The organism is Pseudomonas sp. SWRI18 (genome assembly GCF_014268345.1).
GTDB classification, from domain to species: Bacteria; Pseudomonadota; Gammaproteobacteria; order Pseudomonadales; family Pseudomonadaceae; genus Aquipseudomonas; species Aquipseudomonas cedrina.
Window position 1 is genome coordinate 122546 of record NZ_JACCQQ010000012.1, and the last position, 14033, is coordinate 136578.

Annotated in this window: 10 protein-coding genes; 7 read left to right on the forward strand and 3 right to left on the reverse strand. The window is 60.1% G+C overall.

The window, feature by feature from the left end; all coding sequences use genetic code 11:
* Positions 1-36 precede the first annotated feature (36 nt).
* On the reverse strand, positions 37-2109 hold the full coding sequence (locus H0Z09_RS15335) for a TerD family protein (RefSeq protein WP_186691295.1): 2073 nt from the start codon (positions 2107-2109) through the stop codon (positions 37-39).
* 455 nt (positions 2110-2564) lie between these two features.
* Between H0Z09_RS15335 and H0Z09_RS15340 the strand changes: the two genes are divergently transcribed.
* A complete protein-coding gene (locus H0Z09_RS15340; RefSeq protein WP_186691296.1) occupies positions 2565-3257 on the forward strand; it encodes a hypothetical protein in 693 nt (230 codons plus the stop codon).
* Positions 3250-3975 (forward strand): Fic family protein, encoded by a 726-nt coding sequence (locus tag H0Z09_RS15345; RefSeq protein WP_186691297.1) that lies wholly within the window; start codon positions 3250-3252, stop codon positions 3973-3975. Before H0Z09_RS15340 ends, H0Z09_RS15345 begins: the two co-directional genes overlap by 8 nt.
* A 49-nt stretch (positions 3976-4024) precedes the next feature.
* On the opposite strand, the gene treR is transcribed toward H0Z09_RS15345, so the two are convergent.
* Positions 4025-4729 carry a trehalose operon repressor gene (treR, locus tag H0Z09_RS15350; RefSeq protein ID WP_076949858.1) on the reverse strand — a complete coding sequence of 235 codons (705 nt, stop codon included), beginning with the start codon at positions 4727-4729 and terminating at the stop codon, positions 4025-4027.
* Between the two features lie 252 nt (positions 4730-4981).
* Here treR and treP point away from each other — a divergent pair, with 252 nt between their 5' ends.
* From treP to H0Z09_RS15375, 5 genes are all read left to right on the forward strand, one after another.
* A complete protein-coding gene (gene treP, locus H0Z09_RS15355; protein WP_186691298.1) occupies positions 4982-6424 on the forward strand; it encodes a PTS system trehalose-specific EIIBC component in 1443 nt (480 codons plus the stop codon).
* A gap of 64 nt (positions 6425-6488) precedes the next feature.
* Positions 6489-8135 carry an alpha,alpha-phosphotrehalase gene (gene treC / locus H0Z09_RS15360; RefSeq protein WP_186691299.1) on the forward strand — a complete coding sequence of 549 codons (1647 nt, stop codon included), beginning with the start codon at positions 6489-6491 and terminating at the stop codon, positions 8133-8135.
* Between the two features lie 68 nt (positions 8136-8203).
* On the forward strand, positions 8204-9424 hold the full coding sequence (locus tag H0Z09_RS15365) for a carbohydrate porin (RefSeq protein ID WP_186691300.1): 1221 nt from the start codon (positions 8204-8206) through the stop codon (positions 9422-9424).
* Between the two features lie 215 nt (positions 9425-9639).
* Complete coding sequence (gene ptsP / locus H0Z09_RS15370) at positions 9640-12156, forward strand: phosphoenolpyruvate--protein phosphotransferase (protein WP_186691301.1); 2517 nt, start codon at positions 9640-9642, stop codon at positions 12154-12156.
* Positions 12157-12158: 2 nt separating this feature from the next.
* Positions 12159-12431: a PTS transporter subunit EIIB gene (locus tag H0Z09_RS15375; RefSeq protein ID WP_186691302.1), complete on the forward strand. Its 273-nt coding sequence runs from the start codon at positions 12159-12161 to the stop codon at positions 12429-12431.
* 126 nt (positions 12432-12557) lie between these two features.
* On the opposite strand, the gene mltF is transcribed toward H0Z09_RS15375, so the two are convergent.
* The gene (gene mltF / locus H0Z09_RS15380; protein ID WP_186691303.1) at positions 12558-14018 is read right to left on the reverse strand and encodes a membrane-bound lytic murein transglycosylase MltF; all 1461 of its coding nucleotides are present in this window, start codon (positions 14016-14018) and stop codon (positions 12558-12560) included.
* Between the last annotated feature and the right edge of the window lie 15 nt (positions 14019-14033).

The following is a 14033-nucleotide window of genomic DNA, read 5'->3' on the forward strand; positions in this document are numbered from 1 at the left end:
AGAACTGCCATGTTCAATGAGCGCCAAAGGCTGGTATCAAAGAAACCCTGATCGAATCAAATCCGTATCGAACGGTGTTACCCCTTGATCAGGCGCAAACACCGCCTGTGCCTGCTGCGGTGAAGCCACGCGTTCTCCCCGTGCGCGAGCATGTAAATCGAACAGGGTCTCCAGATCCGGCCTTGGTGTATGCACCAAAGCTCGCAGCATCAACGATACCCCACTGAGGTTGTTCTGGACATTGTTCCACCGCGCCGATGAAGTGAGCCCCAAATCGGCCCAGATCATGCGCCGTTCCTGCACATCCATCACGAATGGCAGACAGATCGCTGTGTCGGATGCGATATCGATACGGTCGAATACGGAGCGCGGCTCGAATACTTCACCCGACGCCACATCGGCGCGGGCCATCCAACCCGCGAAGCATTCTGGAAGATCGCAGTACGGTTGTTCGGTGTATGAGTTGATAGAAGTGACGACATAGCGGATACCTTTCTTGACGAGCACATCAAGGTCAAGATCGATGAACTCCGAAGCCCCTTTGGGCGCGTCGACGATGTCGCCGCTGTGGTAGCCGCCGTAACCCTTAAGGTTGTAGTAAGCGACCGTTTCCTTGAACACGAAGTTGGCGTCGAAAAATGCTGAGGACAAGTCGATGTCCGTGCGTCCGTCACCGTTTTTCCACCACAGGAAGAGGCGGATGAAGCGTGTCTCAGGCATAGGCAACCGACTGCCCCGCACCAGCGTACGTAGTGACTTCGATGAGGCACGTTGCGCCAGCGGCACCTTGTATTCGCGGAGTGCTGGATCGATGAAGCAGCGGCCCAGTGGCGGTAGCGACGCAAAGCGCGTGACGAGAGCGTCCTCGCAGATTCTGGCTGCACGCGCCACTACATCGCAAGCGAGCGGTTCGCGTCGATCCTTGATGCCATAGATTTTGGCAAGTGCGCCTTTCGGGGTGAAGGCCCGCAGGGGCAGGGGGCGCGGAGCACGCAGTTGGGCCAGCAACTGCAGCAGGACAGCTGAAGACACTTGCGCTGCAACCGCCTCGAAAGCGTCGAGAACCGACTCGGGTTCCGCCGCACGCCGCAGGGTCGCATCCAGCCGCCGTGCGAATTCGCCAGGACGGCTCTGCAGTATGGGCGTAAGCGCGGCTATGTGACGCTGGGTAAACAATGTCTCGACACGTGACCCAAATGAGGCTGGCGCTTCGTTGCGACGTGCTGCTGTGATGGCCGCTAGCGCTTGTGGGTATTTATCGGCGTAGTCGCCCGGGTGCAGTACCTCAGCCAGGCGTTTCCATCGCTCGGCATGTCGCATCACATCTTCTACAGCGTTGGGTATTTGGTCGAGCAGGCGCAACAGCAGGCGGCGTATTGATCGCTTCATCGCGGTGAAACGTGTCGAAGCGGTCGCCAGTGACACGTCTCCTCCATTCAGCGCGACCGCGAGTCGTAGCACGTCAGTCGCCGTTTCGACGTTTCGCTCAAGGAACGCATCCACCCGTGTATCGCCGGCGACATGCAAGATCAGTGCGCCGCCAACCTGTGCACGGATCTCGCGGAACGGGACGACCTCAGGCAGCAGACGGAACACATCGCTTTTGTACTCGCGGATAAACCAGACGACATCGGCAGCGTCGTTTTCGGAGAGCGAGGTGCGCGCTGAAACCAGCGGCGCGAGCAGTGACTCGAACTCAAAGACGCTTCCCGGTTCGATAACACGGGATATGAAGTTGCCTTCCAGCAATGCAGGTCGAGAGTGTTCAGCGGGTGGTAAACGCCAAAGCGTCAGGTAGTGCATGACGGCGTTAAGGTACAACTCTGCCTCTGAGGCCTTCAGAACCTGCTCTGGAAAGTCAGGATAGAACGGCCGATGGTGTACATGAGCGCCCGTTTCCCGCCGGAGAACGCCGACAATTTCGCGCAGCCAGTGCTTGAGCTCTGCCGCTGACAACGTGCCGATTTGCTCAATCAGAGGCTCTGATAACACGCATCGGAACGCCGTGACTTCCCGGACAGCCGACGCAACCTGAGCGCGCGTGGCACCGCCAGTGCCAGTCGGGACGTGAACTTTGCTACGGCGACGCAGGAACAGATCCTGATTCATGCTTGATTTTCTCCCTGGCCGCCGTCGTGGACGAGCTGCAGCATTGTTCTGCTGATGTAAAAACGCCTGCAAGAAGCAGGCGCGGTGTGGAGAGCGGAACCCCTAGGTCATAGGAGGTTAGAAGGAAGGTGTTCCATAGCCACACGGGCATTCTAGGTTGGGTTGAATCTATTTGTCAGCTCGCTTCGGATCTCAAAGGTAACAAGCTGCTTCGCCAGGAAAATAAGGAACGTTGTGCGACCCGGTGCAAGCAAATGGACTTGCCACAGGCTGTTTCGCGCCCTTTCTTTCAAACTCAGACCCGTACAAACTCTACTTCAAGCCAGGAATGGTTGGAGAATTTCCCGAGCTTGCCCATAATCGAAATGAAGCAAAGCTACCTTATGTTTCTTGATCGAATTAACACGCTGATGCCATTGCTCGCTGTGAGCGGTCGCAATCCTGGAGGCCTATACATGAAGCTGGAAGAACGTATGCAGAGTGCCATTAATGGCGTGCTGGGCAACGTGATCCTGCGCATGGATATCGCGGCGCTTGGAGGGCATTCACAGGTTTCTGTGGCGTTGGATGAGTTGATGCGCAAAGGCGTGATAGTGCGCATGGGCATTGGCATTTATGCGAAAGCTAGTCGTCACCCTGACACAGGCGTTGTTACCCCTGTAGCCGACCTTGAAACACTTGCCGTTGAGGTGTTTCAGCGGCTGGGCGTGAGTGCGTCGGTGCAGGTCGCCAAATCCGGAACCGGGCGTCTGGTCGCGTCAAAGGACGCGAGAATCTGCGTAAAAGGTAGCCGTCGAATTCGACGCAAGCTGTCTCTCGGTGGGCGATCAGTGGTTTACGTCAATGAGCTCCCATCTTCCAGAAAGGCGAAAAGCTCGGTAAGGCGTCATCCGAAAACGGGTGCCTTGATCATTCCGAAGTCGGGACTACGGCGTTACGTAATGGATCTGGCGGACTCATGCCAAGTCGCCTATGTCAGGACTTATGCGGATGAGTGGGCGGAAAATGTTTCTCGGCTGGCAGGGGATGATGTTCGTACCGACGTCATTGAAAACCTGGTTATTGCGCTGAAGAAAGAGAAAAAAGTCACCGGTCTGGAAGCGGTTCACTTGCTGACCAACTACTTGAGGGAAAAGCAGCGTGTTTGATCCATTCAAGGATTTTGACACGAAGGGCTACCTCAGAAACGTCGTGGGTGAAAAAGACCTCAACATCGTCAAGCAGTTAGAACATGATCTGTTCATGGCGAACCTTGCTGACGCGATGGCCTACCTGGCTAAGAAAAGCACGATCACTTACCGCGATTTTCTAAAGGTCCACGCGTTGCTGTTTGGCGATATTTATCCGTGGGCGGGCAGCGACAGAATGACGACGTCTCCTGACTTGGCGATCTCTAAAGCGGGCACCTGTTTCTGTCTCCCTTACGAAGCCAAAAGAGCCGTTGAGGAAGGGCTTCGTTTAGGTCAGAACAAAGCTGTTCTTAAAAAGTCGCCCGGCCTGGTGATGGGCTTTTTCGCTTACGGGCATCCATTCCTTGATGGCAATGGAAGAACGATGCTGGTGGTTCACTCTGTCCTTTGTCATCGCGCAGGGTTTTCAATCAATTGGAGTCGGACGGACAAGACGGCCTACCTGTCTGCCTTGAGTCAAGAGATCGAGAGGCCTGATAAAGGCATTCTGGATGAATACTTAAAAGAGTTTATTGAGCCTGCGCTTGAGCCGGGCGTATGGGAAGCCGCTATTCATTCCGTCCGCGGCTTGAATGGCTTGGTAACGACGGACACGGTCGAGGGACGCTCGGACGATCCCACGATATCCCGAAAATATCAGGAGTTTGATCAGCGGCGGGGCTACACCATCGATTAAAGGACGGATGGCTTCCAAGCCATCTGCCCCTTCACCCAGCGCGCAGACCTCACCGCCGCGCAACATCCGAAAAGTAAAACTTATCCAACGTATGCCGCGACTCGGTGTACTCGAACTGCCGCCCATCCTGCAAGAACGTCTGGTTACTCACCACAATCACATGGCTTTGCCCGTCAAGGTCCAGGTGTGCCTGGTCGTCCTTGCTGCGGGGCAGGGCTTCGATGGTGCGCTGGGCGTAGCTGATCTGCAGTTGCAGGGTCTGTTCGATAAACGCGTAGATCGATTGTTCGGCAATCACGCGGTCAAGGCCGGGAATCACGTCGGCGACGAAGTGGTTGATGTCGAGGATCACGCGTTTGCCGCCGATACGCCGCACGCGCTTGATGCGCGTGATCAGTGCGCCGGGTTCGGCTTCGATGTGTTGCAGCAGTGCGCCTTCGAGCGGCAATTGGGTGAATTCGACCACTTCGGTGTGTACGTCGTCGCCCAGGTCGGCGTGGGTTTCGTGGAAGCTGACGATGCCGCCCAGTTGGAACTCGATCGGGTTGGGTGACAACACGAACGTGCCCTTGCCATGGATCTTTTGCGCAAAGCCGCGCTCTTGCAACTGCTCGATGGCCCGGCGCACGGTACCGCGGCTGGCCTGGTAGCTGTCCATCAGTTCGGTTTCGGAGGGAAGGCGCGTGCCGCGCTGCAGGCGTTCGGTGGTGATGCTGGCAAGCAGATCCGTATAGATCTGGTTGTATTTGCTCATGGCGTTGGCTCTGTGCCCGGCGTGATGAAGGTGTACTGCGCGGTCAAGGCAGGAACCTTAGTGGCACCGTGCAAGTTTGTCCATTAGACCCTTTGATTCATGCGGTTTGCAGCGGTTCGACGGCCTGCAAAATTAAACAATGTGTAACTCGTACAGACGAGTTATTGCTTTAACTCGTCTGTACGAGTACTTTTGCTTTCGGCGTGCTGCCAATGACTGCCCCCAATAAAAAAATCAAAGTGGAAACCAAGCATGAGCCACGACTATCCGACTATCGCCCGCGAGGTCCTCGAGCACCTCGGGGGCCGCGACAACGTTGAGCAAGCTGCCCATTGCGTGACCCGCCTGCGCCTGGCGCTCAAGGACCCGAGCCGGGTCAACGGCAGTGCGTTGAACCAGGTCGACCTGGTCAAGGGTTCGTTCTTTACCGGTGGCCTGTTTCAGGTAGTGATCGGCCCCGGCGAAGTGGAAAAGGTCTACGCCGCCCTGCGCGAGCAGACCGGCCTCGCCGCCGCCACCATCGCAGACGTGAAGAAGAAAGGCGCCGATAAGACCAACGCCATGCAGCGGCTGGTGCGGGTGTTTTCCGATGTGTTCATGCCGATCCTGCCCGCGTTGATCATTGCCGGCCTGTTGATGGGCGTGAACAACCTGATGGGCGCCAAGGGCATGTTCATCGAGGGCCAAACGCTGCTGGAGGCCTACCCGAACCTGGACGGCCTGTGGAGCCTGATCAACCTGATGGCCAACACCTCGTTCGTGTTCCTGCCGGCGCTGGTGGGGTGGTCGGCGGCCAAGCGTTTTGGCGGCAGTGAAATCCTCGGCATCGTGCTGGGCCTGATGCTGGTGCACCCCGATCTGCTCAATGCCTGGAACTACGGCAAGGCCGTGGCCGGCCTCGACGGCCAGAGCCTGCCGTACTTCGATATTTTCGGCTGGTTCCAGATCGAAAAGGTCGGGTATCAGGGGCAGATCCTGCCGATCCTGATGGCGGCCTATGTGATGAGCGTGATCGAGAAATGGCTGCGGGCCAGGGTGCCCAACGCGATCCAGCTGCTTGTGGTGCCGATCACCACCATCGTCGTCAGCGGTGTACTGGCCCTGGCGATCATCGGCCCGGTGACCCGTCACCTCGGCATCCTGATCACTGAAGGCATGGTCACGCTGTTTGACCTGGCGCCGATGGTCGGCGGGGCGCTGTTCGGCCTGCTCTATGCGCCGCTGGTGATCACCGGCATGCATCACATGTTTCTTGCCGTGGACCTGCAGCTTATTTCGACCCAGGGCGGCACCTTTATCTGGCCGATGATCGTCATGTCCAACCTGGCCCAGGGCAGCGCGGCGCTGGCGGTGTTCTATACCAGCCGCAATGCGCGGGACAAAAGCATGGCCTCGACTTCGGCGATCTCGGCGTATTTCGGCATTACGGAGCCGGCGATGTTCGGGGTGAACCTGCGCTTCAAGTTCCCCTTTTATGCGGCGCTGATGGGCTCGGCGTTGGGCAGCGTTTTCCTGTCGCTGAACAAGGTGCAGGCGTCGGCCATCGGCGTCGGGGGGTTGCCTGGGTTTATTTCGATCGTGCCGCAATCCATCGCGGTGTTTGTGATCGGCATGGTCATCGCGATGGTGGTGCCGTTTGTTTTGACCTGTGGGTTGAGCATGAAGATTGTTCGGCCTGGGTACAGGGTCGCCTGATCTGACGCCTTCGCGAGCAAGCCCGCTCCCACATTTGACCGCATTACAAGTTGAAGGAACCCCCATGCAAAACTGGCAACATTCGGTGATCTACCAGATCTACCCCAAAAGCTTCCACAGCCACGCGGGTAACGCCACCGGTGACCTGCTGGGCATCGTGGACAAGCTCGACTACCTGCAATGGCTGGGCGTGGATTGCCTGTGGATCACCCCGTTCCTGCGCTCGCCGCAGCGCGACAACGGCTATGACATCAGCGACTACTACGCCATCGACCCGAGCTACGGGACCATGGCCGACTGCGACCTGCTGATCAGCGAAGCGGCCAAGCGTGGCATCAGGCTGATGCTCGACATCGTGGTCAACCACACGTCCATTGAGCACGAGTGGTTCCAGCAAGCGCGCAGCAGCCTCGACAACCCGTACCGCGACTTCTACATCTGGCGCGACCAGCCGAACAACTGGGAGTCCAAGTTCGGCGGCTCGGCCTGGGAATACGAGGCGCAAACCGGCCAGTACTTCCTGCACCTGTTTGACCACACCCAGGCCGACCTCAATTGGGACAACCCCAAGGTGCGCGCCGAGGTGTTCAAGCTGATGCGCTTCTGGCGCGACAAGGGCGTGGGCGGTTTCCGCCTGGACGTGATCAACCTGATCTCCAAGCCCGCCGATTTCCCCGAAGACAACAGCGACGGCCGCCGCTTCTACACCGATGGCCCCAACGTGCATGCGTACCTGCAGGAGATGCACCGCGAAGTCTTCGAAGGCCACGACCTGATCAACGTCGGCGAGATGTCGTCCACGCGCCTTGAGCACTGCATCCGCTACTCCAATCCGGCGTCGAAAGAGCTGTCGATGACCTTCAACTTTCATCACTTGAAAGTCGACTACCCGAACCTGCAGAAATGGGTGAAGGCCGACTTCGACTTCCTGCAACTCAAGCGGATCTTCTCCGACTGGCAAATGGGCATGCAGGCCGGTGGCGGCTGGAACGCGCTGTTCTGGTGTAACCACGACCAACCGCGGGTGGTCTCGCGCTTCGGCAATGACGGTGAACATCGCGTGGTCTCGGCCAAGATGCTCGCCACCGCGTTGCACTTCCTCCAGGGCACGCCGTTTGTGTACCAGGGCGAAGAGTTGGGCATGACCAATCCGGGCTTTGACAGGATCGAGCAATACCGCGATGTGGAGACCCTGAACATCTTTCGCCTCAAGCGTGATGCGGGCGAATCCGAGGCCTCGAGCATGGCGGCGATCATGCAGAAGTCGCGGGACAACGGGCGAACGCCGATGCAGTGGAATGCCGGGGCCACCGCTGGTTTCAGCACCGGCGAACCCTGGATCGGCATTGCGGCCAATGCCTCGAGCATCAACGTCGAACAGCAACGGGATGACCCGGATTCAGTGCTGCATCACTACCGCGCGTTGATTGCCTTGCGCCGCCATGAACCGCTGATCCAGGAAGGCGTTTATCGGCCACTGCTGCAGGACCATCTGCAGGTCTGGGCGTACCTGCGCGAAGGTCACGGCGAGCGCCTGCTGGTGCTCAATAATTTCTACGGCACGCCCTGTGAAATCCATCTGCCGCACAGCGTCATCAACCCGGCAAGCGAGCAACGCCTGCTGATCAGCAACTACCCCGACTGCCCGGTGCGTACGGGCACGGTGGCGCTGCGCCCTTACGAATCCTTTGTGCTGCACCTCAAGGATTGAGACCTGCTGTAACCCCGTGTGGGAGCACGGGTCGCTTTGAAAAACATAATAAAAAATCGGAGTGCTTTATGAAAACAACAATAAAGCTGGGCCTCGTTGCGTCTTGCCTGAGCCTGCCGTTGGGCGCTCAGGCCCTGGAATTCGCGGGGTATTTGCGCAGCGGTGTGGGGACTTCAACCGGCAGCGGCCCGCAGCAGTGTTTCCAACTGCCGGGGGCGCAAACCAAATACCGTTTGGGCAACGAATGCGAGCAGTACGGCGAGCTGGAACTGCGCCAGGACCTGCTGACCTTCGACGACGGCTCGGTGCTCAGCGTCGACGCCATGGCATCGCTCTATAACAAATACGACCGCCAGTTGAAGTTCCAGGGCGAGAACAACGGTACCGCGCGCATGCCGCAGATGTATGCGCAGTGGTCCAACCTGCCCAGCCTCAATGGCGGCTCGCTGTGGGCCGGGCGGCGTTACTACAAACGCAACGACATCCACATCTCCGACTTCTACTATTGGAACCAGAGCGCCACCGGCGGCGGTATTGAGGATGTGCTGATCGGCGACCTCAAGTACAGCTACGCCATTTCCCGCAAGGACAACCTGTACCAGAAGGAATACGCCACCCGTCACGATTTCAACGTCGCGGGCTTCAAGACCAACCCCGGCGGTGAGCTGGAACTGGGCTTGAGCTACATCGAAAAAGCCGGCGGACGCGACACCAACAGCGGCTGGGCACTCACCGCGCAGCATGAGCAAAAGCCCTTCCTCGGCGGCAAGAACAAGTTCGCCTTGCAGTACGGCGAAGGCCCCGGCACCGGCCTGGGTTACACCGGCAATACCTTCCTGGAGCGCAGCAGCAAAAGTTACCGCGCCGTGGAGTTTTTCGACTGGCAGGTGACGCCGCGGTTTGGTGGGCAAGTGGAGGCGGTGTACCAGAAAGACATTCGTCCGGGCAGTCGGGACCAGACTTGGATGTCCCTCGGTGTACGCCCGGCGTATGCCATCAGCGAGCAGTTCAAACTGGTCGCCGAGCTTGGGCATGACCAAGTCGACGCTACCGGCGGCACGCGCAAGTTGAGCAAAGTTACCTTCGCCCCGACCTGGTCGCCCAAAGGCCCGGAATTCTGGGCGCGGCCGGAAGTGCGTTTGTACTACACCTATGCGACCTGGAACGAAGCGGCCAAGCGCGCGGCGAATGAGTTGGCGGCGGGGTCGGCGTTGTCCGACACCGGCTCCTATGGCACGGCGCGGCATGGGTCGAATGTGGGTGTGCAGGTCGAGTACTGGTGGAAATAAACCTGCGGGTGTACGCGGACCAACTGTGGGAGCGGCGGTGCGACGATTCGTCTTGCTCGCGAAAGCGGTGGGGCAGTGAATACATCTGTCGACTGACCCACCGCCTTCGCGAGCAAGTCGAATCGTCGCACCGCCGCTCCCACAGGTTGATCCTCGTCAACCCAGGGTTTGTATCCAGCCGATAATTTTTACAGAACAAAACAGCAGGTGAAGCCATGACCGCAACTCAACCCCTGGAACTGCTGGCGCCTCTATCCGGTGTGCTGCTGGCGCTGGATAAGGTGCCCGACCCCGTGTTCTCCAGCCGCCTGATCGGCGACGGCCTGTGCATCGACCCCACCTCGCAGACCCTCTGCGCGCCGCTGGCCGGGGTGATCAGCAATATCCAGGACAGTGGGCATGCGCTCAGCATCACCGATGACAACGGCGTCCAGGTGCTGTTGCATATCGGCCTGGACACCGTAAACCTGGCGGGCCAGGGCTTCACGCGGCGGGTGCAGGAAGGCCAGCGGGTGGAAGCCGGGCAAGCGCTGGTCGAATTCGATGCCGACTACGTGGCGCTCAACGCGCGCAGCTTGCTGACCCTGATGCTGGTGGTCAGTGGCGAGCCGTTTACCGTACTGGCAACGGACCTTGTAGAAACCGGTCAGCCACTGATGCAGTTATCCCCGGCATCGTCCGTTGAAGCGCTGGACGAAGAGGAGGGCGATGCGCTGTTCTCCAGGCCTGTGACCCTGCCCAACGCCAACGGTTTGCACGCGCGCCCGGCGGGGGTGTTCGCCCAGGCGGCGAAGGGGTTCACGGCGAGTATTTATCTGCACAAGCAAACCCAGAGCGCCAACGCCAAGTCGCTGGTGGCGATCATGGCGTTGCAAACCGTGCAGGGCGATTCCTTGCAAGTGAGTGCGGTAGGGGAAGACGCCGAGGCGGCGATCAACGTGCTGGCTGCTTTGTTGGCTGAGGGCTGTGGCGAGGCGGTGGCGCGCACGGCGGAGCCGGTCGCAACGGTGTTGTCGACGACGTTGCTGCGCGGCGTGTGTGCATCGCCGGGTTCGGCCTTTGGTCAGGTCGTCCAAGTGACCGAACCCGAGCTGGATATCACTGAAGCGGGGGCCGGTGAAGCGCTCGAACGTGCCGCGTTGGCGCGGGGCCTGCGCACCGCAACCGAAGCGCTGCAAGCCCTGCAACACGAGGCTGCCGGCGGCGCCCAGGCGGATATTTTTCGTGCCCACCAGCAATTGCTCGAAGACCCGACCTTGCTGGACCAGGCCCATGGCCTGCTGGCGGAAGGCAAGAGTGCCGCCTTTGCCTGGAACCGTGCCACGGTCGCCACCGCCAAACTGTTCCAGGGTTCGGGCAATGCGTTGCTTGCCGAACGTGCGGCCGACCTGGCGGACGTCGGCCAGCGCGTGCTGAAACTGATCCTGGGCAGTACGGACAGCGCCTGGGACTTGCCGGAGCGCGCGATACTGATCGCCGAGCAACTGACGCCTTCGCAGACCGCCGGTCTGGATACGCGCAAGGTGCTGGGGTTTGTCACCGTCGGCGGCGGCGCGACCAGCCACGTCGCGATTCTGGCCCGCGCTCTGGGGCTGCCGGCGATCTGCGGTGTTTCGGCCCAGGTCCTGGACTTGGCCAACGGCAAGCAGGTGCTGCTCGACGCCGACAAAGGCGAGCTGCACCTGGACCCGGACCTGGCCGATATCGAGCAACGGGAAGCGGCCCGCCAGCAACAGGCGCTGCGTCACCAGCGCGACGTGGCGCAAGCGTTCTTGCCGGCAACCACCCGCGACGGTCATCACATTGAAGTCACCGCCAACGTTGCCTCGTTGCAGGAAGTGCAGCAGTCGTTGAGCCTCGGCGGCGAAGGCGTCGGCCTGTTGCGTTCGGAGTTTCTCTACCTGGACCGCAACCGCGCGCCGAGCCCCGACGAACAAGCGGCGACTTACACGGCAATCGCCTGCGCCCTGGGCGGTGAGCGCAACCTGGTGGTGCGCACCCTGGATGTCGGTGGCGACAAACCTTTGGCCTACGTGCCGATGGACGCCGAGACCAACCCATTCCTCGGCCTGCGCGGTATTCGCCTGTGCCTGGAGCGCCCGCAACTGCTGCGCGAACAGTTCCGCGCGATCCTTGCCAGTGCCAGCTTTGCGCGACTGCATATCATGCTGCCGATGGTCAGCCTGCTCTCGGAGTTGCACTTGGCGCGCGCAATGCTTGAAGAGGAGGCGCTGGCGCTCGGGCTCACCGAGTTGCCGAAGCTGGGCATCATGATTGAAGTGCCGTCTGCCGCATTGATGGCGGATGTCTTCGCGCCCCATGTGGATTTTTTCTCGATTGGCACCAACGACCTGACCCAATACACCCTGGCCATGGACCGCGACCACCCGCGCCTGGCGAGCCAGGCCGACAGCTTCCACCCGGCGGTGCTGCGGCTGATCGCCACCACCGTCAAGGCCGCCCATGCCCACGGCAAATGGGTGGGCGTGTGCGGTGCGTTGGCATCCGAGACGTTGGCGGTACCGGTGTTGATCGGGTTGGGGGTGGATGAACTCTCGGTCAGCGTACCGTTGATCCCCGCTATCAAGGCTGCCGTGCGTGAGCGGGGCCAGGCCGACTGCCAGGTCATCGCCCGCCAGGTACTGGGCCTGGAAGAAGCCGGTCAGGTACGTGAGGCCTTGCGGCTGTACCACGCCGCCACCGTTGAAACCTTATCTGTCGTGGAGCACTGAGCATGCTAGAGAAATTGCAAAGGGCGTTCTGGAAGGCGCTGACCCCGGATTTGATCGCCGAAGCCGTCGCGGCGCCGGGTGTGTTGTCGGCAGATGTGCTGAGTGCGCTGGGCGGCGCGGGCAACCTCACGTCGCAGCAGCGTGTGGCGCTGACGCGGGTGCGGGTGCAATTGCTGGATGTTGCGAAGTGTGATGCTGTGGCCTTAAAGGCTGCGGGCGTGACGGGGGTAATGGTATTGGCGGGCGGGGTAGTGCATCTGCTCACCGGTCTTTAAACCCAAGCGCGGATCAAAATGTGGGAGCGGGCTTGCTCGCGAAGAGGGAGTGTCAGTCACCGGATGTATCGACTGTTCGGCCGCTTTCGCGAGCAAGCCCGCTCCCACATGGGTTCTGCTGTGTTCTTACAGTTGCGGGGTATCTTCCGGCGGCTTGGTCTTGTCCACACCCGGCACATGCAAGTTGCCTTCGACCACCTGGTTACCCTCCAGCTGCGGCTGGGTCACCCAGGTCAGGATGTCGTAGTACCGCCGGATGTTCGCCACAAAGTGCACCGGCTCGCCGCCGCGCGCGTAGCCGTAGCGGGTCTTGCTGTACCACTGCTTCTGCGACAGGCGCGGCAGCATCTTTTTTACGTCCAGCCATTTGTTCGGGTTCAGGCCCTCACGCTTGGCCAGGGTGCGCGCGTCTTCCAGGTGGCCGGTGCCGACGTTGTAGGCGGCGAGGGCGAACCAGGTGCGATCCGGCTCCTTGATGCTGTCGTCCAGTTCGTCCTTGATCTTGGCCAGGTACTTGGCGCCGCCCATGATGCTTTGCTTGGGGTCCAGACGGTTGGACACGCCCATCGCCTGGGCGGTGTTCTGGGTCAGCATCATCAGGCCGCGCACGCCGGTCTTGGAGGTGACGGCCGGCTGCCACAGCGATTCCTGGTAACCGATGGCGGCCAACAGGCGCCAATCGACCTTTTCTTCCTTGGCATAGGCGCGGAAGTGTTTCTCGTATTTGGGCAAGCGTTGCTGCAGGTGCTGGGCGAAGGTGTACGCGCCCACATAGCCGAGTACATCGACGTGCCCGTAATAGCGGTCTTTCAGGCGCTGCAACGTGCCGTTCTTCTCGACTTTATCCAGGTAACTGTTGATTTCGTTGAGCAGGCTGTTGTCGTCACCGGCCGCCACGGCCCAGCTCTGGTTGCTGGCGTCGCCCAGGTCGAACGCCACGCGCACGTTGGGGAAGTACACCTGGTTCATCGCCACTTCGTTGGAGTCCACCAGGGTCAGGTCGATTTGCCCTTCGTCCACCATGCGCAGCAGATCGACCACCTCAACGGCGTCGGATTCTTCGTATTCAATCGCGGGATTCTGCTTTTTAAGCGCCGCCAACTGTTCGGCGTGGGTGCTGCCCTTGAGCACCATGATCTTCTTGCCCACCAGGTCCGCCGCATTCGTCGGGCGCGATTGGCCGTTGCGGTAGATGATCTGCGGGGTGACTTCCAGATAAGGGTGCGAGAAACGGACCTGCGCCTGGCGCTGTTCGCTGCTGACCAGGCCGGCGGCGGCAAGAACCGGGCCGTTGGGTTTGCCCAACTGGCCGAACAGGTCGTCGAGGTTGTCGGCGGTTTCGATTTCAAGCTTTACCCCCAGGTCATCGGCAAAGCGCTTGACCAGTTCGTATTCGAAACCGGTTTCACCGTTGCGATCCTGGAAATACGTAGCCGGACTGTTCCGGGTGATCACCCGCAATACGCCATCCTCCTTGATTCGCTCGAGCGTGCTGGGTTTATCAACACAGGCGCTGAGCATCAGGAAGAGTCCGGTGGCGATGAGCCATTTGGCGCATCGCGGGCGCAAAGCAGTTGGGGAGAACATCTGCGCAGTATACGC

Bases quoted from the DNA above. Each gene is read 5' to 3' on its own strand.
- H0Z09_RS15335 (WP_186691295.1), bottom strand. From the start codon at position 2,109: ATGAATCAGGATCTGTTCCTGCGTCGCCGTAGCAAAGTTCACGTCCCG.
- treP (WP_186691298.1), top strand. From the start codon at position 4,982: ATGAGCCACGACTATCCGACTATCGCCCGCGAGGTCCTCGAGCACCTC.
- treR (WP_076949858.1), bottom strand. From the start codon at position 4,729: ATGAGCAAATACAACCAGATCTATACGGATCTGCTTGCCAGCATCACC.
- H0Z09_RS15365 (WP_186691300.1), top strand. From the start codon at position 8,204: ATGAAAACAACAATAAAGCTGGGCCTCGTTGCGTCTTGCCTGAGCCTG.
- H0Z09_RS15340 (WP_186691296.1), top strand. From the start codon at position 2,565: ATGAAGCTGGAAGAACGTATGCAGAGTGCCATTAATGGCGTGCTGGGC.
- treC (WP_186691299.1), top strand. From the start codon at position 6,489: ATGCAAAACTGGCAACATTCGGTGATCTACCAGATCTACCCCAAAAGC.
- mltF (WP_186691303.1), bottom strand. From the start codon at position 14,018: ATGTTCTCCCCAACTGCTTTGCGCCCGCGATGCGCCAAATGGCTCATC.
- ptsP (WP_186691301.1), top strand. From the start codon at position 9,640: ATGACCGCAACTCAACCCCTGGAACTGCTGGCGCCTCTATCCGGTGTG.
- H0Z09_RS15375 (WP_186691302.1), top strand. From the start codon at position 12,159: ATGCTAGAGAAATTGCAAAGGGCGTTCTGGAAGGCGCTGACCCCGGAT.